The sequence below is a fragment of the Cellulomonas sp. SLBN-39 genome, assembly GCF_006715865.1.
In the GTDB taxonomy this organism is placed as follows: domain Bacteria; phylum Actinomycetota; class Actinomycetes; order Actinomycetales; family Cellulomonadaceae; genus Cellulomonas.
In genome coordinates, this window is sequence record NZ_VFOA01000001.1 from 1,510,442 (window position 1) to 1,534,834 (window position 24,393).

25 protein-coding genes are annotated in these 24,393 nt (G+C 75.4%); 8 read left to right on the plus strand and 17 right to left on the minus strand.

The genetic code is table 11. From position 1 onward, the window contains the following. Positions 1-17: 17 nt before the first annotated feature. The 6 genes from FBY24_RS06870 to FBY24_RS06895 form a co-directional block, all read right to left on the minus strand. Complete coding sequence (locus tag FBY24_RS06870) at positions 18-1,271, minus strand: MFS transporter (protein ID WP_142159215.1); 1,254 nt, start codon at positions 1,269-1,271, stop codon at positions 18-20. 105 nt (positions 1,272-1,376) lie between these two features. Beyond that, on the minus strand, positions 1,377-1,799 hold the full coding sequence (locus tag FBY24_RS06875) for a PPOX class F420-dependent oxidoreductase (RefSeq protein ID WP_255432272.1): 423 nt from the start codon (positions 1,797-1,799) through the stop codon (positions 1,377-1,379). 123 nt (positions 1,800-1,922) lie between these two features. Further along, positions 1,923-3,422 (minus strand): NAD(P)/FAD-dependent oxidoreductase, encoded by a 1,500-nt coding sequence (locus FBY24_RS06880; RefSeq protein WP_142159217.1) that lies wholly within the window; start codon positions 3,420-3,422, stop codon positions 1,923-1,925. Beyond that, the gene (locus FBY24_RS06885; protein WP_142159219.1) at positions 3,419-5,977 is read right to left on the minus strand and encodes a bifunctional FO biosynthesis protein CofGH; all 2,559 of its coding nucleotides are present in this window, start codon (positions 5,975-5,977) and stop codon (positions 3,419-3,421) included. The genes FBY24_RS06880 and FBY24_RS06885 overlap by 4 nt, the downstream gene beginning before the upstream one ends. A 96-nt stretch (positions 5,978-6,073) precedes the next feature. Beyond that, positions 6,074-6,520 (minus strand): YciI family protein, encoded by a 447-nt coding sequence (locus FBY24_RS06890; protein WP_142159220.1) that lies wholly within the window; start codon positions 6,518-6,520, stop codon positions 6,074-6,076. 108 nt (positions 6,521-6,628) lie between these two features. Then, a complete protein-coding gene (locus tag FBY24_RS06895; protein WP_142159222.1) occupies positions 6,629-7,642 on the minus strand; it encodes a LacI family DNA-binding transcriptional regulator in 1,014 nt (337 codons plus the stop codon). Between the two features lie 148 nt (positions 7,643-7,790). Here FBY24_RS06895 and FBY24_RS06900 point away from each other — a divergent pair, with 148 nt between their 5' ends. The 6 genes from FBY24_RS06900 to FBY24_RS06925 all read left to right on the plus strand — a co-directional run bounded on the left by FBY24_RS06900 (position 7,791) and on the right by FBY24_RS06925 (position 15,250). Continuing rightward, positions 7,791-9,314 (plus strand): alpha-N-arabinofuranosidase, encoded by a 1,524-nt coding sequence (locus tag FBY24_RS06900; protein ID WP_142159224.1) that lies wholly within the window; start codon positions 7,791-7,793, stop codon positions 9,312-9,314. A gap of 331 nt (positions 9,315-9,645) precedes the next feature. Further along, a complete protein-coding gene (locus tag FBY24_RS06905; protein ID WP_142159226.1) occupies positions 9,646-10,596 on the plus strand; it encodes a carbohydrate ABC transporter permease in 951 nt (316 codons plus the stop codon). After that, entirely contained in the window at positions 10,593-11,522 is a 930-nt protein-coding gene (locus FBY24_RS06910) for a carbohydrate ABC transporter permease (RefSeq protein WP_142159228.1), read from the plus strand. The genes FBY24_RS06905 and FBY24_RS06910 overlap by 4 nt, the downstream gene beginning before the upstream one ends. 144 nt (positions 11,523-11,666) lie before the next feature. Continuing rightward, the gene (locus FBY24_RS06915) at positions 11,667-13,043 is read left to right on the plus strand and encodes an ABC transporter substrate-binding protein (protein WP_142159230.1); all 1,377 of its coding nucleotides are present in this window, start codon (positions 11,667-11,669) and stop codon (positions 13,041-13,043) included. After that, positions 13,040-13,864, plus strand: a complete 825-nt coding sequence (locus tag FBY24_RS06920; RefSeq protein WP_142159232.1) for a glycerophosphodiester phosphodiesterase family protein — start codon at positions 13,040-13,042, stop codon at positions 13,862-13,864. Before FBY24_RS06915 ends, FBY24_RS06920 begins: the two co-directional genes overlap by 4 nt. 123 nt (positions 13,865-13,987) lie before the next feature. Next, on the plus strand, positions 13,988-15,250 hold the full coding sequence (locus tag FBY24_RS06925) for a TIGR03862 family flavoprotein (protein ID WP_142159234.1): 1,263 nt from the start codon (positions 13,988-13,990) through the stop codon (positions 15,248-15,250). On the opposite strand, the gene FBY24_RS06930 is transcribed toward FBY24_RS06925, so the two are convergent. The 3 genes from FBY24_RS06930 to FBY24_RS18955 all read right to left on the minus strand — a co-directional run bounded on the left by FBY24_RS06930 (position 15,247) and on the right by FBY24_RS18955 (position 16,519). After that, positions 15,247-15,912, minus strand: coding sequence for a hypothetical protein (locus FBY24_RS06930; protein WP_142159236.1), 666 nt, complete (start codon positions 15,910-15,912; stop codon positions 15,247-15,249). The two genes, FBY24_RS06925 and FBY24_RS06930, sit on opposite strands and share 4 nt — an antisense overlap. 18 nt (positions 15,913-15,930) lie before the next feature. Then, positions 15,931-16,242, minus strand: coding sequence for a hypothetical protein (locus FBY24_RS06935; protein ID WP_142159238.1), 312 nt, complete (start codon positions 16,240-16,242; stop codon positions 15,931-15,933). A gap of 124 nt (positions 16,243-16,366) precedes the next feature. After that, on the minus strand, positions 16,367-16,519 hold the full coding sequence (locus tag FBY24_RS18955; protein WP_160158453.1) for a hypothetical protein: 153 nt from the start codon (positions 16,517-16,519) through the stop codon (positions 16,367-16,369). A 129-nt stretch (positions 16,520-16,648) separates the two neighbouring features. Between FBY24_RS18955 and FBY24_RS06940 the strand changes: the two genes are divergently transcribed. Next, positions 16,649-17,158 carry a helix-turn-helix domain-containing protein gene (locus FBY24_RS06940; protein WP_142159240.1) on the plus strand — a complete coding sequence of 170 codons (510 nt, stop codon included), beginning with the start codon at positions 16,649-16,651 and terminating at the stop codon, positions 17,156-17,158. A 9-nt stretch (positions 17,159-17,167) separates the two neighbouring features. Here the strand turns inward: FBY24_RS06940 and FBY24_RS06945 are convergent, their stop codons facing one another. From FBY24_RS06945 to FBY24_RS06960, 4 genes are all read right to left on the minus strand, one after another. After that, the gene (locus FBY24_RS06945; protein WP_142159242.1) at positions 17,168-17,641 is read right to left on the minus strand and encodes a CoA-binding protein; all 474 of its coding nucleotides are present in this window, start codon (positions 17,639-17,641) and stop codon (positions 17,168-17,170) included. 94 nt (positions 17,642-17,735) lie between these two features. Beyond that, on the minus strand, positions 17,736-19,415 hold the full coding sequence (locus FBY24_RS06950) for a ribonuclease J (RefSeq protein ID WP_255432273.1): 1,680 nt from the start codon (positions 19,413-19,415) through the stop codon (positions 17,736-17,738). 30 nt (positions 19,416-19,445) lie between these two features. Continuing rightward, the gene (locus FBY24_RS06955; RefSeq protein ID WP_142159244.1) at positions 19,446-21,023 is read right to left on the minus strand and encodes a peptide chain release factor 3; all 1,578 of its coding nucleotides are present in this window, start codon (positions 21,021-21,023) and stop codon (positions 19,446-19,448) included. A gap of 78 nt (positions 21,024-21,101) precedes the next feature. Next, entirely contained in the window at positions 21,102-21,488 is a 387-nt protein-coding gene (locus FBY24_RS06960) for a metalloregulator ArsR/SmtB family transcription factor (protein ID WP_142159246.1), read from the minus strand. A gap of 104 nt (positions 21,489-21,592) precedes the next feature. Here FBY24_RS06960 and arsM point away from each other — a divergent pair, with 104 nt between their 5' ends. Then, entirely contained in the window at positions 21,593-22,327 is a 735-nt protein-coding gene (gene arsM / locus FBY24_RS06965; protein WP_142159248.1) for an arsenite methyltransferase, read from the plus strand. Between the two features lie 30 nt (positions 22,328-22,357). Here the strand turns inward: arsM and FBY24_RS06970 are convergent, their stop codons facing one another. The 4 genes from FBY24_RS06970 to FBY24_RS06985 form a co-directional block, all read right to left on the minus strand. Further along, complete coding sequence (locus FBY24_RS06970) at positions 22,358-22,735, minus strand: CrcB family protein (RefSeq protein WP_142159250.1); 378 nt, start codon at positions 22,733-22,735, stop codon at positions 22,358-22,360. Further along, complete coding sequence (locus FBY24_RS06975; protein ID WP_142159252.1) at positions 22,732-23,166, minus strand: CrcB family protein; 435 nt, start codon at positions 23,164-23,166, stop codon at positions 22,732-22,734. Before FBY24_RS06975 ends, FBY24_RS06970 begins: the two co-directional genes overlap by 4 nt. Beyond that, on the minus strand, positions 23,163-23,699 hold the full coding sequence (locus tag FBY24_RS06980; RefSeq protein ID WP_142159254.1) for a universal stress protein: 537 nt from the start codon (positions 23,697-23,699) through the stop codon (positions 23,163-23,165). The genes FBY24_RS06975 and FBY24_RS06980 overlap by 4 nt, the downstream gene beginning before the upstream one ends. A gap of 200 nt (positions 23,700-23,899) precedes the next feature. Beyond that, positions 23,900-24,367, minus strand: a complete 468-nt coding sequence (locus FBY24_RS06985; RefSeq protein WP_142159256.1) for an arsenate reductase ArsC — start codon at positions 24,365-24,367, stop codon at positions 23,900-23,902. Positions 24,368-24,393: the final 26 nt, after the last annotated feature.

Genomic DNA, 24,393 nt, shown 5'->3' on the forward strand with positions numbered 1-24,393 from the left:
CCCATGCTGGCACGTGCTCACGCGCGGGCGGCGGCCGGGGCGTCGTCCGGCGCGGGGGCGACCGCGGGTGTGCGGGGCCACAGGGACGCGCCGAGCGCGGTCGCGGCGGCGGCCACGACCGCGGCGACCGCCGCTGCCGTGCCGGGTCCGTGCACGCCGACCCACCCGACCAGCGGGTAGGTCACCAGCCAGCAGGCGTGCGAGAGCGAGAAGTGCGCGGCGAACGTCGCCGGCAGGTCGACGGGCGCGACGCTGCGGCGCAGGATGCGCCCGGCGGGCGTCTCGACGGCGGCCCAGCCGACGCCGACCAGCGCCCAGAGCGCCCCGACGGCGACGAGCCCGGCGGGTGCGGGCGGGGCGAGCAGCACCGCGGCGGCGGCGGCCGTGGTGACGGTCAGGAGGGCCGCGCCGGTGAGCATGACGACGCGGTCGCTGCGACGGCGCAGCACGCGCGGCAGGGCCACCGCGGCGGCCATGGACCCGGCGCCGTGCACGGCGAGCAGCACGGCGACGAGCGCCTCGGGCCGCTCGAACGTGGTGCGCACGACCACGACGGTCTGCACCAGCACGAGCGCGCCGGCGGCGGCCACGGCGAGGTCGAGGGCGAGCATGGCCCGCAGCTCGGGGGTGCGGGCGAACAGCGCGACGCCGCGGCGTGCGGCCTGCCCGAACGGCACCGGCCCGCCGTCGGCGCCGCCGCCGACGCGCGGCACCGCTGTGGCGGCCACGAGCACGGCCGACGCGGCGAACCCGAGGGCGGTGCCGCCGAACAGCGCCCCGGCCGGGACCACCAGCAGGAGCGCGGCGGCGAGCACGGGGGACAGCACGGCCTCGAGGTCGTACGCGAGCCGGGACAGCGAGAGGGCGGCGGTGTAGTCGTCCTCGTCCGTCAGCACGTCGGGGATCACCGAGCGGAACGTCGGCGTGAAGGTGGCCGACGCGGCCTGGAGCACGACGATCAGCAGGTAGACGTGCCAGACCTCGGAGACGAGGGGCAGCGCGGCGGCCGCGGCCAGGCGCAGCAGGTCGGCGCCGACCATGACCGTGCGGCGGGGAACGCGGGCGAGGGCGGCCGTCGCGAGCGGCGCGACCAGCACGTACGCGACCATCTTGACGGCCAGCGCGGTGCCGAGGACGGCGCCCGCCCCGGCGGGGTCGAGCGCGTAGGCGAGCAGCCCGAGGGCGACGGTGGCCAGCCCGGTCCCGGCGAGCGCGACGACCTGGGCGACGAAGAGCCGGCGGTACACGGGGTGGGCGAGGGCGCGCAGCACCGCCCGATCATGGGCCTTGTTTGCGTCTGTGCGCAACTAGGCAATCACCGGTCGCGCGGCGGCCGGGACGTGGCCCCGCCGTGACCGGGCGCCCGCTGCCGGGTGTCAGCGCACGATGCGCAGCAGCACGCGGTCCTGGGTGCGCCCGCGCAGCCGCCCGACGGCGGAGATCGCCCGGTACCGCCACCCGTACTTGCGCGCGAGGGCCGCCTCGGCGGACGGTCCCGCCTCCTCGGGCGTCAGCACCTGCGCCCGTGCGCGGACCGCGGGCACCGCGGGGTCGACCCGGCCGCGCACCGTGCAGGGCCGCAGCTCGACCCGCGGGTCGTGGGCGAGGCGCTTGACCTTGCCGCTCTCGCCGTCGGTCGTCACGACCAGGGCGTCGCCGTCGCGGGCCACCCACACGGGCGACGGCACGCGCGTGCCGGAGCGGCGGAAGGTCACGAGCTGGACGTACGTCTCGTCGCCGAGCGCCAGGAGCGGGGCAGGGCTGGGACCGGGCACAGGATCGGGTGCGGGAGGGGGCACGGCGGGATACTTGTCTGACGTCTGCGCGGAGTCAACCCCCCTGCGACGTGTGTCGACACGGATGAGCACAGGGCGGGTGCGTGGACGTCGGAGGACCCGCTCCCACGGTCCGCCGCTCCTCGGTCACCCGACCAGGTACGGATCCGGCGAGAACGTGCCGTTGGCCTCACGGAACTCCTGGGTCGTGCCGGGCCACAGCAGCGTCAGCCGCCCGCTGCGCGGGTCCACGTACCAGGAGCGGCACCCCGTCATCCACACGGTGCCGCGGGCCATGGCGTCGATGCGCTCCGTGTACGCGGCCTCGGCCTGCGCGCTCACCTCGAGCACCGGCGCGCCCGGGGCCGTCAGGTGCCGCACCGCGCCGAGCACGTAGTCGATCTGCGCCTCGATGAGCGCGACGCCCGACGAGTGGCCCAGCGCCGCGTTCGGCCCGTCGACGAGGAACATGTTGGGGAACCCGTGCACCGCCGTGGACGCGTGCGCCGTCATGCCGTCCGCCCAGTGCTCGGCCAGGGTCCGCCCGCCGCGGCCGCGGACCCGCGGCGCGTACGGCGGGTCCGCCGCCGCGAACCCGGTCGCCAGCACCAGCACGTCCAGCGCGTGCGCCGCGCCGTCGGCCGCCACCACGTGCCCCGGCCCGACGCGGGCCAGGGGCGAGGGGTGCAGCCGCACGTGCGGGCGGCGCAGCGCCGGGTAGTAGTCGTCCGAGAGCAGCACGCGCTTGCAGCCGACCTCGTGGTCCGGGGTCAGCGCGTCCCGCAGCGGGCCGGGCGGCACCTGGGCGTGCAGGTGGTCCAGGGCGCGCCCGCGCAGCGCCGCGACCGCGTCCGGCTCCCGCCGCCGCGCCGCGTGCCCGGGCTCGAGCACCGCGGCCTCGCGCTCCCGCAGCGCCGTGATGGCCCCCGGGTCGGCCGCGAACGCCGCCCGCTCCGCCGCGCTGTACGGGCGGTCCTCGCGGGGCACCACGTACGGCGCGGACCGCTGCAGCACGACGAGCTCGCGGGCCCGGGCGGCCAGCGCCGGCACGAGCTGCACCGCCGAGGCGCCCGTCCCGACGACGCCGACCCGCGCACCGTCGACGGGCACGTCGTCGTCCCACCGCGCGGAGTGCACCACCGGCCCGCCGAACGTGTCGAGGCCGGCCACCGCCGGCAGCCGCGGCTCGGTCAGCCGGCCCGTCGCCAGCACCAGCACGCGCGCGTCGACCCGGCCCGTCGGGGTGTCCACGTGCCACCGGCGGGCGTGCGCGTCCCACGTCATCCGCTCCGCCGGGCTGCCCAGCCGCACGTGCTCCAGCACGCCCTCCTCGCGCGCGACCGTGCGCAGGTACTCCTGGATCTCCGCGCCCGGCGCGTACGTGCGCGACCACCCCGCGTGCGGCGCGAACGACAGCGCGTACAGGTGCGACGGGATGTCGCACGCGACCCCCGGGTACCGGTTGTCGCGCCACGTGCCGCCCACGTCGTCGGCGCGCTCGAGGACGACGACGTCGGTCAGGCCCGCGCGCCGCAGCCGGGTGACCAGACCGATCCCGGCGATCCCGGCCCCGACGACCACGACGTCCGTGGTCGTGGCGCGCGGGGCCGCCGTGACCGCCCGACGCTCGACCGTCGGCGCGCTCACCGGGCGGCCCCCGGCGCAGCGACCCGCGCGGCGACCGGCGCCGTCGTGGTCGTCGGCGTGCCGTACGTCGTCGACCGCCGCCGCACGCGCCGCCCCAGCGTCGCGGCCACCCGGGCCACGTCCGCCTCCGTCAGCTGCAGGCCCTGCTCCGGCCCGGCGTCCGGGCGCAGCGTCCCGTCGAGCAGCACCCCGCCCAGGTCGTCCGCGCCGCCCGCGAGGACCGCCAGCGCCCCGTCCACCCCGAGCTTGGGCCAGGCCGCCTGCACGTGGTCGACCCGCCCGTGCAGCGCGAGGCGTGCCACCGCGTGCACGGCCCGCGTCTCGCGCGGCGTCGGCCCGCCCCGGGTGAGGCGCGCCACGTGCGGCGGCGCGTCGCCCGGCACGAACGGCATGGGGATCAGCTCGGTGAACCCGCCCGTCTCGTCCTGCAGCGCCGCGAGCAGCCGCAGGTGCCGCACCACGTGCGCCGGGCCCTCCAGGTGCCCGTAGACCAGCGTCGACGTGGACCGCAGCCCCGCCCGGTGCGCGGTGGCGACCAGGTCCAGCCAGTCCGCGACCGAGACCTCCTGCCCGTCCGAGAGCACCGCCCGCAGCGCGTCGTCGAGGATCCGCGCGCCGGTGCCGGGCACGGTGTCCACCCCCGCGTCCCGCAGCGCTGCCGCGTACGCCGCCCGCGTCATTCCCGTCCGTCGGGCGCCGTCGTCGACCTCCGCCGGGCGGAACGCGTGCAGGTGCACCCCGGGCCGGGCGGCCTTCACCGCCCGGGCGAGGTCGAGGTACCCCTCGGGGCCGGCCGACGCGGGCACCGCCCCCTGCGCGCAGATCTCCGTGGCACCGAGCGACCACGCCTCCTCGACGAGCGCCGCGACCTCGGCCGGGCCCAGCGCGTCGGGCCGCTCGTCGCCGACGCCCCGCCACAGCGTCGCGTCCAGGTTCCGGTTCACCACGTACGTCAGCTCCGCACCGACGACGTCGGCCCGCACCGCGTCGGCCAGCACCGTCAGCGCGTCGAGGTCGGCGCCGTCCGCGCCCAGCAGCGTCGCGTACTGCGCGTCGGTCAGCCCCGCGGGGTCGTCCTCCGCGCGGGCGAGCGCCCGGCGCACGTCGTCGACGAGCACCGCCGTCCCGCCCGTCGCCGTCCCGTCCGGCCCCGTCCCGTCCGGCCCCGTCCCGTCCGGCCCCGTCCCGTCCGGCCCCGTCCCGTCCGGCCCCGTCCCGTCCGGCCCCGTCCCGTCCGGCCCCGTCCCGTCCGGCCCCGTCCCGTCCGCCGTTGCGGACAGCACGACCGGTCGCCACGGCACGCCCCGCACGGGCGCCTGCTCGTCGGCGAGGCCTGTCGCGTCGGCGTGCGCGGCGACGTGCGGGTGCAGCGCCGGGTCGAGCCAGCGCTCGCGGTCGCGCACGTACGGCGCGTGCACGGTCAGCCGCTGCCGCAGCGTGAACCCGCTCGCGGCGGTCAGGCGGGCGAGGTCGTCCAGGTGCGGCCAGGGCCGCTCGGGGTTGACGTGGTCGGGCGTCAGCGGGCTGACCCCGCCCCAGTCGTCGACGCCGGCGCGCAGCAGCAGCGCGAGCTCGCCGGCGTCGGTGAGGTTGGGCGGCGCCTGGACGACGGCGTCGGGGCCGAGCAGCAGGCGGGTCACCGCGACGGCGGCGACGTACTCCTGCGTGCCCAGGTCGGGCGCGCCCTGCATCGCCGTGCGGGGCTTGGCGCGGAAGTTCTGCACGATCGTCTCCTGCACGTGCCCGAACCGGGCGTGCACGTCGCGGATCGCCAGCACGGTCTGCACGCGGTCGGCGTACGTCTCCCCGATGCCCAGCAGCAGGCCGGTGCTGAACGGCACGCGCGAGCGGCCCGCGTCCTCGAGCACCCGCAGCCGCACCGCGGGGTCCTTGTCGGGGGAGCCGAAGTGCACGTTGCCGCGCACCGCCCACAGGTCGCGCGACGTCGTCTCGAGCATCATGCCCATCGACGGCGACACCGGGCGCAGCCGCTGGAGCTCGCCCCACGTCATGACGCCGGGGTTCATGTGCGGCAGCAGGCCCGTCTCGGCCAGCACCCGCGTGCCCAGGTGGTGCAGGTACTCCACCGTGGAGGCGTACCCGCGCGCGTCGAGCCAGTCCCGGGCGGCGGGCCAGCGGTCCTCGGGGCGGTCGCCGAGCGTGAACAGCGCCTCCCGGCACCCGAGCTCCGCCCCCTGCGCGGCCAGCGCGACGACCTCGTCGGCCTCCATGTAGGGCGCGATCCCGCGGCGCGCGAGCCCGCCGGGGGTGTCGACGAAGACGCAGTAGTGGCACCGGTCCCGGCACAGGTGCGTGACCGGCACGAACACCTTGCGCGAGTACGTGACCACGCCCGCGCGCCCGCGGGCGGCGAGCCCGGCGTCGCGCACGCGCCCGGCGGCGTCGAGCAGCCCGTCGAGGTCGTCGCCGCGGGCGTGCAGCAGGACCTCGGCGGTCGCGGCGTCCGGCGCGGTGCCGTCCGCGACGGCGGCCAGGGCGTCGGCCAGGGCGGCGGGCGCGGGCGGGGTGACGGGGGAGGGGAGCGGAGTGCGCACGGGCAGGCCTCGGCGGGGTCGGGGACGACGGCCGGGCCCAGTCCAGGCCCTTGCGGGGACCCAGGACCAGGCCCCATCTGCGGACTCCCGGCCATCCTAGGCGCCGCCGGTCCCCCCGCCGTCGGCGAGCCACAGGTCCATCTCCTCGGCCGTGGCGGGTGCCGTTGTCGGGAAGGGGCGCACGTGCACCGGCTGCCGGGTCGCCACGCCGCCGCGCCCGGGCACGGCGGACACGCGCGCCGCGATCTCCAGCGCCCGGGCCTCGTCGGCGACGTCGACGACGTGGAAGCCCGCCAGCCACTCGTGGACCTCGGCGAACGGGCCGTCGGAGACGTCGGTGGCGTGCCCGTCGGAGCGGACGACCCGGGCGCGGCCGGGCAGGGTCAGGACGGTCAGGGACACCAGCTCGCCGGACGCCCGCAGCTCGTCGTTGAGCGCGTCGTAGTACGCCAGGTGGGCGTCGACCTCCGCGGCCGACCAGAGGTCCATGGGCGCGGGGTCGTCACCGGGGGCGAACGTGACGCCGATCAGGTACCGGGGCATGGCCTCTCCTCCGGGGCCCGGCGGGACGGAGGCACCGTCGGGTCGGCCGGACCCTCGGGGTCATGACGCGCGGGCGCGCGCGATCTCGACAGGGCCCGCGCGGGTCCGTCAGCGGGTGCTCGCGCGCTCCAGCAGGCGGACGGGGAGCACGAGGTGCTCGGGGTCGGCGCGGTCGCCCGACGCACGCCGGTCGAGCAGGCGCAGCGCGTGCTCGACGAGCAGGTCGTGCCGCGGGTCGACGGTGGTCAGGGCGGGCCAGAGGTGCTCGCCGAGGCTCAGCGCGTCGAAGCCGACGACCTGCACGTCGCCCGGCACGGACCGCCCGTGGCTGTGCAGGGCGGCGAGCGCGCCCATCGCCACCTGGTCGGTCACCGCGAACACGGCGTCGAGCGCGAGGCCCTCGGCCAGCGCGCGGTCGACGGCGGCCCGCCCCTGCGCCATCTCCAGCGCGGGCGCGGGCAGCACCAGGCGCTCGTCGACGGGCACGCCGGCGGCCTCGTGGGCCTCGCGCCAGCCCTGGGTGCGGGTGCTGGAGACGCCGGGCTCCTCGTCGAACGCGCCGCCGACGACCGCGACGCGGCGCGCCCCCCGGGCCAGCAGGTGCGCGGTGGCCAGGCGCGCGCCCTCGACGTTGCCGAGCATCACGTGGTCGAACCGCGCGGGCATGGGCCGCTCGCCGAGCAGCACCAGCGGCAGGTCGCCCTGGAGGCGTTCGACGTCGGCGTGCTGGAGCCCGACGACCGAGAGGAGCACCCCGTCGTACATCTGCAGCCGGGCCTGCGAGAGGGCGGTGAGCTCCCCCTCCTTGGAGGCGCCCGTCTGCTCCAGGACGAGGTGGCGGCCGCCGGGTGCCAGGGCCGTGGCGAACCGGGCGGCGAGGTCCCCGAAGTACGGGTGGTCGAGGCGCGGCACGGCGAGCGCGATGGTGCCGCTGCGGCCGGCCCGCAGCCGGCGGGCCGTGAGGTTGACCTCGTAGCCGAGCGCCTCGACGGCGTCGAGGACGCGCTGCCGGGTGGCGGGCGCGACCCGGGGGCGGCCGTTGACGGCGTTCGAGGCGGTCATGACGGAGACCCCGGCGGCGGCCGCGACGTCCTTGAGCGTGGGGACGCCCCCTGCCCTCATCGCGTGCCTCCCGGTCCTGCCCGGCCTCTTGACGAGCCGGTGCGGTCCCGAGCATATTCGGACCTGCACACCGTGGTGTATCGATACAGCACGGTGTGCGCGTCCCCGGGGCGTGCACCGGCACCCCCTCGTCTAGCCAGGGAGCCCCGTGCCCACGCTCACCGCCGTCATCGACCTCGACCTGCCCGGCGCCACCATCAGCCGGCACGTCTACGGCCACTTCGCCGAGCACCTCGGCCGCTGCATCTACGGCGGCTTCTGGGTGGGGGAGGACTCGCCGGTCCCGAACGTGCGGGGCATCCGCTCCGACGTCGTCGAGGCCCTGCGCGCCCTGCAGATCCCCAACCTGCGCTGGCCGGGCGGCTGCTTCGCCGACGACTACCACTGGCGCGACGGCACCGGCCCCCGCGACCAGCGGCCCCGCATGGTCAACTCCCACTGGGGCGACGTCGTCGAGGACAACTCCTTCGGCACCCACGAGTTCATGGACCTGTGCGAGATGCTCGGCGCCGAGCCCTACGTCAACGGCAACGTCGGCTCCGGCACGGTGCGCGAGATGAGCGAGTGGGTCGAGTACCTCACGCGCGGCGACGACTCCCCGATGGCCGCGCTGCGCCGGGCGAACGGGCGCGACGAGCCGTGGCGGGTGCCGTTCTTCGGCATCGGCAACGAGCCCTGGGGCTGCGGCGGCAACATGTCCGCCGAGCACTACGCCGACCTGGCGCGCCAGTACGCCACGTACGTGCGCAACCACGGCGACAACACCGTCTACAAGATCGCCGCGGGGGCCAACTCCGACGACTACGCCTGGACCGAGGCGCTGATGAAGGTCTCGTCCAAGCTCGGCTGCGGCTGCGACCCCCGCGGGTTCTTCCAGGGCGTCTCGCTGCACTACTACACGATCAACGGCGACTGGGACGACAAGGGCGACGCCACCCGGTTCAGCACCGACGACTGGTACGTGACCATGAAGCGGGCCCGGCGCATCGAGGAGCTCGTGCGCGGCCACGCCAACGTCATGGACGCCTACGACCCCGAGCGGCGCATCGGCCTGGTCGTCGACGAGTGGGGCACCTGGTGGAACGTCGAGGAGGGCACCAACCCCGGCTTCCTGTTCCAGCAGAACACCCTGCGCGACGCCCTCGTCGCCAGCGTGCACCTCGACGTCTTCCACCGGTACGCCCACCGGGTCTCGATGGCGAACATCGCCCAGACCGTCAACGTGCTCCAGGCGATGCTCCTCACCGACCCCGAGACCGGCGCCCTCGTGCTCACCCCGACGTACCACGTGTTCGCCATGAACACGGGCCACCACGACGCGGGCGCGCTCGACGTGCGGTTCAAGGGCGAGGTCCCCACCCGCACGGTCGAGGGCGCGCAGGTGCCGCTGCTCTCGGCGTCCGCGTCGACCAAGGACGACTCCGCGCTGGTCTCGCTGTCCAACCTCGACGCCGACGAGGCGACCACCGTGGTGCTCGACCTGCGGGGCCGCGACGTCACCGGGCACACCGCCCAGGTGCTCACCGCCCCCGCCCTGCAGGCGCACAACACGGCCGAGCAACCCGACGCCGTCGCCCCCGCGCCGCACACCGGCGTGCGCCCGCACCCGCGGGGCCTCGAGGTCGACCTGCCCGCGCACTCCTACGTGACCGTGCAGCTCGCCCTCGCCTGACGTGCGGGGCGGTCCCGCGCCCCTGCGCGCGGGACCGCCCCGGCGCCCGCCGTGGGCCGGGTGACCGCGGGGTGACCGCCGCGTGGCGGTCCGGAAGGCACGGGGCGACGGGCGGCCGACGGCTCGGTGACCTGCGTGAACGTTGGTCGAACGCGTCGGCAACGTTCCCGGTGGTGGGCGATTCGTCCGGTGCGGTGTGGCTACGTTCGGCGAGGTCGGACCACCCCCGGGCAGCACCCGCAGGGCGGTCGGACCCGGTGCGCGGAGCCTCCCGCACCGCCCGCGCCGGTCAGCCGGCGCCGGATCCCCAGCCCGCACGGAAGACACACCCATGGCCGCCGTCCTCGCACCACCCGGCACCGGCGCCGTCACCCCGCCCCGCCCCGCGCCCCGGCGCACCGGCGCCACCCGGCGCCGCCGCGCGCTGGGGTGGTTCGCGCTGCTCGCCGGCCCGAACGTCGCCCTGCTCGTCCTGTTCGTCTACAAGCCGCTGGTCGAGAGCTTCTACCTGTCGACCATGCAGTGGAACCTCGGCTCGCCCGTCGCCCGGTTCGTCGGGCTCGGCAACTACGTCGAGTGGTTCACCGCGGACTCGACGGCGCAGGTGCTCACCACCACCGCCGTGTTCACGGTCGTCACCGTCGGGGGCGCGCTCGCGCTGGGCCTCGGCCTCGCGCTGCTGCTCGACCGGCGCCTGCCGGGCCGCGGCCTGGCCCGCACCGTGGCGTTCGCGCCCTACGTGCTGTCCGGGTACGCCGTCGGCATCCTCTGGCTGTTCATCTTCGACCCCCGGTACGGGCTCATGTCCACCGTGCTCGGGTGGTTCGGCGCCACCTCGCCCCAGTGGTACACGGCCGAGCCCTGGCCGCTGGTCATGATCGTCGTGGTCTACCTGTGGAAGAACCTCGGGTACGTCGCGCTCATCTACCTGGCCGGGCTGCAGGGCGTGCCGCAGGACCTGCGCGACGCGGCCGCCCTCGACGGCGCCACGCCCGCCCGCACGCTGCGCTCGATCGTGCTGCCGCTGCTCGCCCCGACCAGCTTCTTCCTGCTCGTCACCATGATGCTCGCGTCGCTGCAGTCCTTCGACGTCATCAAGGCCATGACGCAGGGCGGGCCGCTGGGCAGCACGACCACGCTGATGTACCAGATCTACCAGGAGGGCTTCGTCAACGGCCGCGCCGGGTACGCCTCGGCCGGGGCGACGATCCTGTTCGTCCTGCTCCTCGCGGTGACCGCGGTCCAGATGCGCCACCTCGAGCGGAAGGTGCACTACGCATGAGCCTGCAGACCGTCCCCCGCCCGGCCGCCGACCCGGCCGAGCCGCCCCGCCCGGCCGCACCTGCCCCGCGCCCCACGGCCCCCGGCGCCCGCCGCCGCACCCCCCGCGCGCTGCTCCTCGACGCCACCGGCTGGGTCACCATGACCCTGGCCTCGCTCGTCCTCGGCGCACCGCTGCTGTGGATGCTGCTCGCCAGCCTCAAGGCCCCCGACGAGCTGTACCGCCTGCCCCTGCAGTGGCTGCCCGAGAGCCTCGACCTGGCCAACTACGCGCAGGCCGCCGGCACCGTCCCGCTCGGCCAGCTCTTCGCCAACAGCGTCGGCCTGACCGTCGTCGGCGCGGGCCTCAAGGTCGTCCTCGGCCTGTGCTGCGCGTACGCCCTGGTGTTCCTCGACGTGCCGTTCCGGCGCACCGTGTTCTACGTCGTCATCGCGGCCCTCATGATCCCGCCGCAGATCACGATCATCCCCAACTACACGTTCGTCGCGAGCCTCGGCTGGCTCAACACCTACCAGGGGATCCTCGTGCCGGGCCTGGCCAGCGCGTTCGGCACCTTCCTGTTCCGGCAGCACTTCCTCTCGCTGCCGGCCTCGGTGCTCGAGGCCGCCGAGCTCGACGGCGCCGGGCACTGGCGGCGGCTGTGGCGCTTCGTCGTCCCGATGTCGCTGCCCACCCTCGCCGCGGTCGGGCTCGTCTCGGTCGTCAACGAGTGGAACGACTACCTGTGGCCGTTCCTCGTCGTCGACGACGCCCGCAAGATGACCCTGCCGGTGGGCCTGACCCTCCTGCAGAACATCGACGGCATGACGAACTGGGGCGTGCTGCTCGCCGCGACCGTCGTCGTGACCCTGCCGATCCTCCTCGTCTTCCTGCTCCTGCAGCGTCGGCTCGTCGCCGGCCTGACCACCGGAGCCGTCACCGGCTGACGCCGACGACCCGGGCACCCGCCCGTCCACCGACCCCGGGCCGCACGGCCCGGCAGGTCGCGCGCGCCCCCAGCCGTGCGCGACCACCCCGCAGGACCTCGTCCCGCAGTCCCACCCCGCACGACCACACCCGAGGAGACCCCCGTGTCCCACCCCGTGCCGACCCGCCGCCGCGTGCGGCGTCCGTCGACCCTCGTGCTCGGCGCGCTCGCGGCCGTCGGCGCCCTGACGCTCACGGCCTGCACCGCGCCCGGCCTCGCCTCCGACGGCGAGACCCAGGCCGGCGAGACCGAGGCCGTCGACTGGTCGCAGGTCGAGCCCGCCTCCGAGATCACCTGGTGGAGCAACCACCCGGGTGCGTCGCAGGAGGTCGAGGAGGAGCTCATCGCCCGGTTCGAGGCCGAGCACCCCGAGATCTCGGTCAACCTGGTCACCGCCGGTGCGAACTACGACGAGGTGGCCCAGCGCTTCCAGGCCGCGTCGCAGACCGACGCGCTGCCCGACCTGGTCATCTCCTCCGACGTCTGGTGGTTCCGCTACCACCTGAACGACCAGATCATGCCGCTGGACGACGTGTTCGAGCACCTGGGCTCCGACACCGACGACTACGTCTCGGCGTTCTACGGCGACTACGAGTACGAGGGCCAGCACTGGGCCGCGCCGTACGCGCGCTCCACGCCGCTCTTCTACTACAACAAGGACATGTGGGAGGCCGCCGGCCTGCCCGACCGCGGCCCCGAGACGTGGGCCGAGCTCGCCGAGTGGTCCGCGGACCTCGAGGGCCAGGTCGCCGCGGACTCCAAGCCGTTCGGCCTCTCCACCGGCCCGTCGTGGGCCGCGTGGTGGTTCGAGAACATGATCTGGGGCCAGGGCGGCCAGTACTCCGATGAGTGGGAGACGACGCTCGACACCCCCGAGGCGATCGCCGGCGGCGAGTTCCTGCGCGACCTGTTCCACGGCGACGACGCGATCGCCACGGTCTCCGAGGACTCCACGGTCGACTTCTCCGCGGGCGTGGTCGCGGCGACGATCGGCTCGACGGGCTCCCTCAAGGGCATCCTCGACGCGGCGGACTTCGAGGTCGGCACGGCGTTCCTGCCCGACGGCCCCGACGGCGGCGGTGTGCCGACCGGCGGCACCGGCCTGGCGATCCCGGCCTCGCGGACCCCGGAGCAGCAGCTCGCGGCGGCGATGTTCCTGCAGTTCATCACCGACACCGAGCAGACCGCGTACTTCTCGCAGAACACCGGCTACATGCCCGTGCGCACCTCGGCGATCGAGTCCGAGGAGATGCAGGCCGTGTACGAGACGACCCCGCAGTTCCGCACCGCGGTCGACCAGCTCGGCGAGAAGGCCCGGTCGCAGGACTGGATCCGGGTGTTCGTGCCCGGCGCAGACCAGATCCTCACCGAGGGCATCGAGGAGATCGTCCTGCGCGGCACCGACCCGAAGACGGCGTTCGAGCAGATCACGCCGGACATCGAGACGGCGTACCGTGAGAACGTGGAGCCCTACCTGTGACCCTGGTCGTCGCGCACCGCGGGAACTCGTCCGTCGCGCCGCAGAACACCCTCGTGGCGTTCGAGGCGGCGTGGGCGGCGGGCGCCGGGTCGATCGAGCTGGACGTGCAGCTGACCGCTGACGGGCACGTCGTCGTGATCCACGACGACACGCTCGACGCCACGACGGACGGCACGGGGCGCGTCGACGCCACCGACCTCGCCGCCGTGCGCGCCCTCGACGCCGGCGCGTGGTTCGCGCCCGCGTACGCGGGGCAGCGGGTGCCGACGTTCGACGAGGTCCTCGACCTGCTCCTGCACCGCCCGGGCATCGACCTGCTCATCGAGCTGAAGGACGCCTGGACGCCCGAGGACGTCCGCAAGGTCACCGACCCCGTGCTGGCCGCGGGGCTCGGCGACCGGGTGGTCGTGCAGAGCTTCTGGCCGCAGACCGTCGCCGCGCTCCGGGACGTCGCTCCCGGCCTGCGGCGCGGGCTGCTGATCGGCGAGGTGCGGGACGACCTGGTCGAGACGTGCCGCGAGCTCGACGTCATGACGTGCAACCCGCACGGGCTGCTGCTCGTGCTGCACCCGGACCTCGTGGCCCGTCTGCACGCCGCCGGCCTGCAGGTCATGGTGTGGACGCTCGACGAGCCCGACCAGTGGGAGCAGGCGCTCGAGCTGGGGGTCGACGCGATCATCACCGACCGCCCCGACCGCCTGGTCGGCTGGCTCGCGGCGCGCACCCCGGCGCTGGCCGCCGTCCCGGACGTCGTCGTGCTGGACGCGACGGACGACGAGCCGGACGCGCTCGGCCCGGACGACGTGACGGTCGTCGCGTAGCACCGCACGAGCACCGCACGACCGACGGCGCGGGCCCCGCAACGGGGTCCGCGCCGTCAGCTATGTTCACCGGGTGCCGCCCGCCCACCCCGCCCGCCCGGCCCGATGAGCACCGCGGAGCCGATGAGCACCGCGCAGCCGACGAGCACCGCGCAGCCGACGGGCACCGCGCACGTCGTCGGCGGCGGACCCGCGGGCCTCATGGCTGCGGAGGTCATGGCCCGCGCCGGGGTCGCGGTCACGGTGCACGACCGGATGCCGTCGGTGGGCCGCAAGCTGCTGGTCGCCGGCAACGGCGGCCTGAACCTCACGCACAGCGAGGACCGCGCCCGCTTCGTCACCCGCTACGGCGCGTCGGCCGGGCGCATCGCCCCGATGCTCGACGTCTTCGGCCCCGACGACCTGCGCGCGTGGTGCGAGGGCCTGGGGGAGCCGACGTTCGTCGGGTCGAGCGGCCGGGTATTCCCGCAGGCGTTCCGCGCGATCCCGCTCTACCGCGCCTGGCTGGCCCGCCTGGCCGACCTCGGGGTGCGCATCGAGACACGGCAGCGCTGGACCGGCTGGTCGCCCGACGGTGCGCTCCGGTTCACCGGCTCCGACGGCGTGCCGTTCGAGGTGACGGCCGACGCGACCGTCATCGCGCTGGGCGGTGCGTCGTGGCCGAGGCTCGGCTCGGACGGCGGCTGGGTCGAGCCGTTCACCGCGCGCGGCATCGCCGTCACGCCGCTGCGGGCCGCCAACGTGGGCGTCCGCGTGGGCTGGGGCGAGCGGTTCGCCGAGCGCTTCGCCGGCACGCCGCTGAAGAACGTGGCGCTCACCGTGCACGGCCACCCCGGCCGCGTGGCCCGCGGCGATGCCATGGTGACGACGGGCGGGGTCGAGGGCGGCCCGGTCTACGCGATCGGCGCCACGATCCGCCAGGCCCTGGACGCCGACGGCCGATGCGACCTGCGCGTCGACCTGCGCCCCGACCTGACCGCCGCCCAGCTCGAGGAACGGCTGGCCCGCCGCCGCCCCAAGGAGTCGGCGTCGACCTGGCTGCGCCGCGCCGTCGGCCTGGACCCCGTCGGCACGGCCCTGCTGTGGGAGGCCGCGGGCGCGCTGCCCGCCACCGCAGCCGAGGCCGCGGCCCTCATCAAGGCCGTCCCGGTCGAGATCACCGGCACCATGCCGATCGACCGCGCCATCTCCACCGCCGGGGGCGTCGCGTGGTCCGAGGTCGACGACGACCTCATGCTGCGCGCGCTGCCCGGCACGTTCCTCGCCGGCGAGATGCTCGACTGGGAGGCCCCCACCGGCGGCTACCTCCTCCAGGCCTCGTTCAGCACGGGCGTGGTCGCCGGCCGCGCGGCCACCCGCCACCTGGGCTGCCAGGCGCGGACCTAGGGTTGCCCGTCGGCGCGGGTGACGCGCAGGAGGTTCGCCTGCGCGGCCTCGCGGCGTGCGACGTCCTCGACGGACTCGACGACGACGGGTGGCCCGTCGCCGCGGAGGCGTTGCACGGCGCGCAGGACGTCCGCGCGTGCCGCGTCGCTCGGGGCCGCGCCGGTCGGGACGCCGGCCTCGTCCCGGGCCCGGACGGCCCGGAGGGCCAGGCCGGACCCGGCTGACAGCACGAGCGGGGGGCCAGGGGGCGCGGGCCAGGACGTGAGCAGGTACTGCTCGACAGGCTCGTCCGCGACGAGGTCGTACCCGGTGTCGCGGTGGCGGGCGTGCACCCGCAGGCGGAACGACTCCGCGTCGGGCGGGTCGATGCGCAGCGACGGGCCGGGTGCGTCGTCGTACGGCCCAGCGACCAGGACGGGCCGCTCGACGGCGAGGCAGGTGACCTCGACGATGTCCTCCCATCCGTCCTCGACCTCGGTGGGCGACCCGGCACGGACGTCGACGGTGATCCTCACCGGGCCGGCGACGACGCCGGTCCGCAGCAGGAGCCGACCATCGTGCCGACGCCCCACGACCCCGGCGACCGACGTGTCGGCGCACGGTGCTCCCGTCACGCCCCGCAGCTCCACGCACCTGTCGTCCGCGCGCGTCACGTACTCCATGTCACCACCACGCGGACGTCATCCTTCGGGCGGTTCCCAGCCGAGGTCGTCGCAGGCGGCCACGACGTCGGCGGCGAGGTCGGCCCTGTCCGCGTCGGTGGCACCGGCCAGCGCGTCGCCCGCCGCCGCGAGGGCGTCGTGCTCCGATGCCGACAGGTCCGTGGCGGCCTGCGTCACGGACCGGTCGACGAGGGCCGGGTCCTGCCCGCCGACGATCCACGCGTCGATCGTCGTGCAGGCGTCACGCTCGTCGGGGCCCAGACCGCTCGCGCAGGCGCCCAGCGTCAGCACCGCACCGAGCGCCGAGGCCGCCGCGAGTGTCCGTCGCACGATGCCGACGGTAGTCGGCCCCTCCCGCACGCCACCACCGGGGCGTGCGCCGCCATGCCCGAGGCCGGCGGCAGCCACGTCGGTGGTCCGCGCCTGCCGCGCCCGCGCACCGGGCCAGGGACGGCTACTGCGCTTTCCGGCGCCTACTCAGGATGAGCCAGACCTGCGCGGTCCCGATGATCGCCAGGGCGACGCCTGCGACTCGCGTGGCCGCGCCCTCGGCGACGATCACCATGGCAGCACCGATGAGGGCGAGGAGTACGTTGACGACCAGCATGTCGCGACTCCCTCGGCGGGCGCTCGACAGCCCGTGGGGGACGGTACGGGATCCCGCACGGCGTCGCACGTGGCCGCCAGGGCAGGGCGGAGCGAGGGCGCCCGAACGGATTCCCTGGAGGTGAGGCTGATGGGCGGTGCGCAGGTGCTGCGGGCGGCGCGGCGGCGGCCTGGCCTGACGCAGGCGGAGCTGGCCAGGCGTGCGGGCACGTCGCGCGCGACGCTGTCGGCATACGAGTCCGGCCGCAAAGCACCCACGATCACGACCGCCGAACGTGTGCTCGCGGCAGCCGGGCACGAGCTCCGCAGCGAGCCCGTGGTGCACTTCACCGACGTCGCCTCCGGCCGTGGACGGACCGTCGCCGTCCCCGACCGGCTGCCACGGCTGCCCCTCGATCGCGCCTTCGCGCGGATCACGTTGCCGTTGCACGTCAGCTGGTCCGACCCCGGCCGGGTGCTCGACCTTGCCGTCCGTCGGGAGCGTGCCCGCGCGTACGAGCTGGTGCTGTCCGAGGGGACCGCGGACGACATCCTCGGCGTGGTCGACGGCGCGCTCCTGGGGGACCTGTGGCCCGACCTGGTGCTTCCCGCGAAGGTGCGTGCGGCCTGGGCCCCGCTCGTCGAGGCGGTCGCGCCGTGACGGCGCTGGTCAGACGGTGCGGGGGACGCGGCCCAGGAGGGTGAGCAGGCGGCACATGACGCGGTGGGTGCCGTCGGCGACGTCGCCGAACATGAGCGGGCAGCCGCCGTCGATGACGGTGGCGCCGTGCTCACGCCCGTACGCGACCGCGTCGGGGTCGACGCTGCCGGCGTCGACCGAGCGGTGCATCCAGATCTTCGTGATCCCGAGGTCGACGGCCTCCGCGACGGTGGCGCCCGCGTGCCGGGGTGCGGTGGCCACGACGACGGCCTCGACACCGCCGGGGATGGACCGCAGGTCGGGGTAGGCCGGGTCACCCATCACCGTCTCGGCGTTCGGGTTGACCGCGAACACCTCGTACCCGCGGTCGCGCAGCCGCTCGTAGACGACGTCGCTGCCGTGGCTGCCGGGCGTGCGCGAGACGCCGGTGACGGCGATCCGCCGGCAGGCGAGGAAGTCGTGCGCGGCGTCGGCGGTCCTCATGGTGTCCCCCTGCGGACGGGTGCGGTGGCCGCCGCCCACGCTGCTCCGTCACCGGGCGCTGCGCACGGGACCGACGTCCCGTGCGCAGCGGGCGTCACGCCTCGACGGTGACGGCCACGACCACCGGCTGCGGCCCGCCGCGGCGGCGCAGCACGCGCTCGGCGGCGCGACGCACGAGCTGGTCGAGCGCGTCGGTGTCCGTGAGGGTGGCCGGGGTGGCCTTGGACAGCGCGGTCCGCACCGAGCGGTCCACGGCACCCTGCGCGTCGGCCGCGTGCACCACGCCGGTGCTCAGCAGCTCGACGGGCTCGGCGAGCGTGCCCGCGGTGCTGTCGATGACGGCGACCACGGTCACGACGCCCCCGTCACGCAGCGCGCGCCGCTGGGCCAGCAGGCGCTCGTCGGTGCGGCCGACGACGCCGTCCTCGACGTAGACCTCCTCGGCGGAGACCTGCCCGACGACCTTGACCTTGCCGTTCATCAGGTCGACGACGGCGCCGTCGCGGACCACCACGACGTTCTCGGGCGCCATGCCCGTGCTCAGCGCGAGGTCGCCGTTGGCCCGCAGGTGCTTGGCCTCGCCGTGGATCGGCATGACGTTGCGGGGGCGCAGCGTGTTGTAGAGGTACACGAGCTCGCCGGCACTGGCGTGGCCGGACACGTGCACGCGGGCGTTGCCGCGGTGCACGACGCGCGCGCCGCGGTCGGTGAGGCGGTTGATGACGCGGTAGATCGCGGTCTCGTTGCCCGGGATCAGCGACGACGCGAGGAGCACGGTGTCGCCCTCGCCGACGTCGATCTGGTGCTCGCCGCGCGCCATCCGCGACAGCGCGGCCAGCGGCTCGCCCTGCGAGCCCGTGCACACGAACGTCACCTGGTCGTCGGGCAGCTTGTCGAGCTTGTCGGGCTCGACGACGACGCCCTCGGGGACCGTCAGGTAGCCGAGCTCCTGCGCGATCCGCATGTTCTTGACCATCGAACGGCCCACGAAGCCGACCTTGCGGCCGTGCGCGGCGGCCGCGTCGACGACCTGCTGGATGCGGTGCACGTGGCTGGCGAAGCTCGACACGATCACGCGCCGCCGCGTCGAGGCGAAGACCTCGCCGATCGCGGGGGACAGGTCGCGCTCGGAGATGGTGAACCCGGGCACCTCGGCGTTGGTGGAGTCGACGAGGAACAGGTCGATGCCCTCGTCGGCGAGCCGCGACAGGTGCCGCACGTCGGTCAGGCGGCCGTCCAGCGGGAACTGGTCCATCTTGAAGTCGCCGGTGTCGACGATCATCCCCGCGGGGGTGCGCACCGCGACGGCCAGGCCGTCGGGGATCGAGTGGTTCACCGCGACGAACTCGAGGTCGAACGAGCCGACCTTGCGCCGGTCGCCGGCCGCGACCTCGACCGTCTTGGGCACGATCTTGTGCTCGGTGAGCTTGGACGTGATGAACGCCAGCGTCAGGCGCGAGCCGACGACGGGGATGTCGGGGCGCTCGCGCAGCAGGTACGGCACGCCGCCGATGTGGTCCTCGTGCCCGTGCGTGAGGACGATCGCGTCGATGTCCTTCCAGCGCCCGGCCAGCGACGAGAAGTCGGGCAGGATCACGTCGACGCCGGGGTGCTCCTCCTCGGGGAACAGCACGCCGCAGTCGAGGATCACGAGACGGCCGGCGTGCTCGACGACCGTCATGTTGCGGCCGATCTCGCCCAGCCCGCCGAGCGGGGTGATGCGCATGGCGCGGGGGTTGAGGGCCGGCAGGCGGCCCGGGGTGCTACGGCTCATGGGTGTACTCCTTCAGGGGGTCACGCTCCGTCAGGACGGCGTGACGAGCAGCTCGGGAAGCTCCAGTGCGGGGCGCTCGCGGCGCAGCGCCGCCAGGTGCCAGCGGTCGCGCACGAGCGCGAGCCGGGCCCCGTCGGCGCGGGTGACGACCTCGACGTTGCGGGCGCCGGCGAGCAGCTCGGCGTCCGACCCCGTGACGAGGCGGGCGATCTCGTAGGGCAGTCTCTGGGTGCGCAGCGGGGCGTTGAACTCGTGCTCCATGCGGAACCCGACGACCTCGAACTGCAGGGGGCCGACGGCGCCGAGCACGGGTTCGCCGTCGCCGCGGTCGGGCGAGATCAGCAGCTGCACGACGCCCTCGTGGGCGAGCTGGGCGATGCCCTTGCGGAACTGCTTGGCGCGGCCGGGGTCGGCGGCGCGTGCGGTGACGAAGTGCTCGGGCGCGAACGCCGGCATCGGCGGGAACCGCACGGGCGGCCCGTCGGGGTCGTGCAGCGTGTCGCCGACGGCCAACGACGTGGCGTTGACCAGGCCGACGACGTCGCCGGGGTAGGCGAGGTCGATGACCTCGCGGTCGCGGCCGAACACGGTCGCGGCGTACTTGGTGGCGAACGTGCGCCCGGTCTGCGCGTGGATCACCGGGGCGCCACGCTCGAAGACGCCGGACTGCACACGCAGGAACGCGACCTGGTCGCGGTGCTGGCGGTCCATGCCGGCCTGCACCTTGAAGATCACGCCGCTGAACGGGGCGTCGACCGCGCGGACCCCGCCGTCGGCGGTCGGTCGCGGGCCGGGCGCCGGGGCGAGCCGCACGACGTTCTCCAGCAGCTGGTGCACGCCGATGTTGGTGAGCGCGACGCCGAACATCAGCGGCGTGGTGCGCCCGGCGAGGAACGACTCCACGTCGACCTCCGGCAGCAGCCCGGCCTGGTCGCGCGCGTCCTCGACGACGTCGCCGAGCTCGGCGGTGGCCTCCTCCGGCGTCAGGTGCCGCTCCTCGGCGAGCGTCGCGCCGCCCGGGGCGCGGTGGTACGTGGTGACGGCGCCCGTGGTCGGGTCGAGCAGGCCGCGCAGGTCGCCCGCGTGCCCGACGGGCCAGGTCACCGGGGTCGCGACCAGCCCGGTGCGCTGCTCGATCTCGTCGCAGAGCTCGAGCGCCTCCTTGCCGGGGCGGTCCCACTTGTTGACGAACGTCAGCACCGGCACGCCGCGCGCCTTGCACACGGCGAACAGCTTGAGCGTCTGCGGCTCGAGGCCCTTGGCCGCGTCGAGCAGCATGACCGCGCAGTCCACCGCGGTGAGCACCCGGTAGGTGTCCTCGGAGAAGTCCGCGTGACCCGGGGTGTCGAGCAGGTTGATGACCGTGTCCTCGAACCGCAGCTGGAGCGCGGCCGAGGAGATGGAGATGCCGCGCTGCTGCTCGATCTCCTGCCAGTCGGAGACGACGCCGGCGCGGCCGGACTTGCCGTGCACGGCCCCGGCACGGCTGATCGCCCGGGCGTGCAGCGCCAGCGCCTCGGTGAGCGTGGACTTGCCGGCGTCGGGGTGGGAGATGACGGCGATGCTGCGCCGCGGCGCGGGCGCGCCCTCGTGGTCCTCGGTGCTCAACTGCCTTCTTCCGTCGCGTCGTGCCGGCGGGCGATCTCGGGTACGCAGCTCGCCGGCGAGCGCCTCGGCGGGCCGAGTCTACCGGTGCCCGTCCGTCCGGCCCGCCGCGGTCGCGGTCGGCAGGTGCGCCAGCACGTGGTCGGTGACGTCGGCGACGGCCGACGGGACCAGCGCGTAGTACGCCCAGGCGCCGCGCTTGTCACGGGTGAGGAACCCCGCGTCCGTGAGGACCTTGAGGTGGTGGGACACCGTGGGCTGGCTCAGGCCGAGCGGCTCGGTGAGGTCGCAGACGCACGCCTCGCCACCGTCGTGCGCGGCGATCAGCGAGAGCAGCCGAAGCCGGGCGGGGTCGGCGAGCGCCTTGAGGGTGCGCGCGAGACCTTCGGCCTCGTCGGCCGTGACGGGGGTGCCGGTGACGGGCGTGCAGCACCCGGGGGCGGCCAGGGGCAGGAGGGTGCGCGGCATCCGCCCATGATGACCGACGCATCCATCGATGTCGATATTGACGGATGTCGATGACCGTGCGAGGGTCAGGACATCGACATCCATCGATCCGACAGGGGAGTGCCATGGACGACATCCGCGAGCAGGTCCGGGCCCGGTACGCCGAGGCCGCACGCAGCGTCGGGGGCGGGTGCTGCGGCCCCGCCCCGCAGACGCTCACGCTCGACGGCCGGTTCGGCGCCGGCCTGTACGACGCCCAGGACGCCGACGACGTGCCGGCCGAGGCCCTCGCCGCGTCGCTGGGCTGCGGCAACCCGATGCTCGTCGCCCAGCTCGGCCCGGGGGAGCGCGTGCTCGACCTCGGCTCCGGCGGCGGCATCGACGTGCTGCTCTCGGCCCGCCGCGTCGGGCCCACCGGCTTCGCGTACGGCGTCGACATGACCGACGAGATGCTCGACCTCGCGCGCGCCAACGCCGCCCGCGCGTGTGCCGAGAACGTCGAGTTCCGCCGCGGCACCATCGAGGACCTGCCGTTCGACGACGCCTCCGTCGACGTCGTCATCTCCAACTGCGTGGTCAACCTCTCGCCCGACAAGCCCGCCGTGCTCGCCGAGGCGTTCCGCGTGCTCGTGCCCGGCGGCCGCCTCGGCATCTCCGACGTCGTCGCCGAGGACCGTCTCACGCCCGCCGACCGGGCCGAGCGGGGGTCGTACACCGGCTGCATCGCCGGGGCGCTCTCGCGCGGGGAGTACCTGGCGCACCTGGCGGACGCGGGCTTCCTCGACGCCGAGGTCGAGCTCACCCACGAGGTCGCCGACGGCATGCACGGCGCCATCGTCCGCGCCCGCAGGCCCGCCTGACCGGCTGCCCCGGGGGAGACCCCGGGGCGGTCAGCGGGCCGCGAGCGTGACCAGCGCGATCCCGGCGGCGGTCGCCGCGACGCACAGCACCAGGCTGCCCAGCGCGTTGGCCCAGGCGGCGCGCACCTCACCGGCCTGGACGAGCCGGACCGTCTCGACAGACGCGGTCGAGAACGTCGTGTACCCGCCGCACAGCCCCGTGGTCACGGCCGTGAACCACGGCGGGCCGAGACCCAGGTGCAGCTGCGCGCCCACGAGCAGGCCGATCAGCAGCGAGCCGCTCACGTTGACGACGACGGTCGCGAGCGGGAACGCCCCCGTCCAGCGGCGGCGGACCTCGCCGTCGACGACGAACCGCAGCGCGGCGCCGAGGCCGCCGAACACCGCCACGAGCAGGGCCGCCGTCACGAGGCGTCCTCCGTGGTGGCCCGGGCACGGCGTGCCGCCACGGTGATGCCGGCGAGCGCCGCGACGGCCCCCGCCGCGACGCTGACCAGCGCGTACGCGGCGGCCAGCCCCGGGCGACCCGCGGCCAGCAGCCGCTCGGTCTCCAGGGCCAGCGTGCTGTACGTCGTGAACCCGCCCAGCACACCCGTACCCAGCCCGAGGCGCACGCGGCGCGCCCAGGCGTCCTCCGGCCCGCGGCGCAGCAGCGCCTCCAGCAGCAGGCCGAGCGCGAACGCCCCGACGACGTTCTCGACCGTCGTGGCCACGGGCCACCCGTCCGACGGGCCGACGGCGCTGCTCAGCGCGTACCGGGCGCTGCTGCCGACCGCGCCCCCGGCGGCGACGAGCAGCACCAGGCCCCACCGGCGGTGCGCGGGCCGGGGAGTGCTCACCGCCACGTCCGCTCCGACCAGTCCACGACCCGCAGCGGCACCACGAGCACGGGCCGGTGCTGGTGCCGGGCCAGCCCCACGGCGACCGAGCCCTCGACCATCTCCCGCATGCGGCCCCCCGCCCCGGGTGCCCGGGTGCCGACGACGAACGCGGCGGCGTCGACGGCGCGCGCCAGGTGCGTCAGCGCCCGGTCCGGCCGGCCGGCGAGGTAGCGCACGTGCCACGTGACGCCGGTGCCGGCGAGCACCTCCTCGCAGGACGCGCGCAGGTCGGCCTCGCGGGACCGCCAGCCGTCGTCGTCCGCGTCGGCGTCGATCGGGGCGTGCCGCACCGACCCGTCGCGGTGCTCCTCCACGACGTGCCGGGAGGGGTCCGCGTACGCGCAGTGCAGCGCGCCGCCGGTGGCCGCGGCCCACGCGGCGGCGGTCCGCAGCACGAGGGCTGGCTGCCCGGGCACGACGCCCACGACGAGCGGGTGGCCCCGCGGCTCGACCATGCGCTCGTCACCGGGCTGGGGGACCTGCCGGACCATCGCCGCCTCCACGTCTCGCGCGCCCCGCCACCCTCGGAACCCGCTCGTGGCGCGTGCCCGACGATATGCCCCGCACCAGGTCGGCCCCGCGCAGCCTGCCTGACACCGCCTACTTTTGTGCGTGATCGCCTACTTTTGTGCGCGATCAGCACCGGGTCCGACCTGGGCGGGGACGCGGCGGGCCGACCGTGGTCGGTGGGTCAGATCTCGACGGGGGTCGCGCCCAGCTCGCCGAGGAGGGTGAGGATGCGGGCACGGATCTCGTCGCGGATCGGGCGGACCGCCTCGACGCCCTGGCCAGCCGGGTCCTCCAGCACCCAGTCCTCGTAGCGCTTGCCCGGGAAGAACGGGCAGGTGTCGCCGCAGCCCATGGTCACGACGACGTCGGACGCCTGGACGGCCTCGGTGGTGAGCACCTTGGGCTTCTCGGCGCGGATGTCGATGCCGAGCTCGAGCATGGCCTCGACGGCGGCGGGGTTGATCTGGTCCGCGGGTGCGGAGCCCGCGGAGCGGACCTCGACCGCACCGCCGGACAGCGCGGTGAGGAACCCGGCGGCCATCTGCGAGCGGCCCGCGTTGTGCACGCAGACGAACAGGACGCTGGGGCGGTCGGTGCCGGTGGTGGTCTCGGTGCCGGTGGACTCGGTGGTGGTCGTCGTCTCGGTCATGGTCGCTCCTCGGGTCGGGCGTCGGC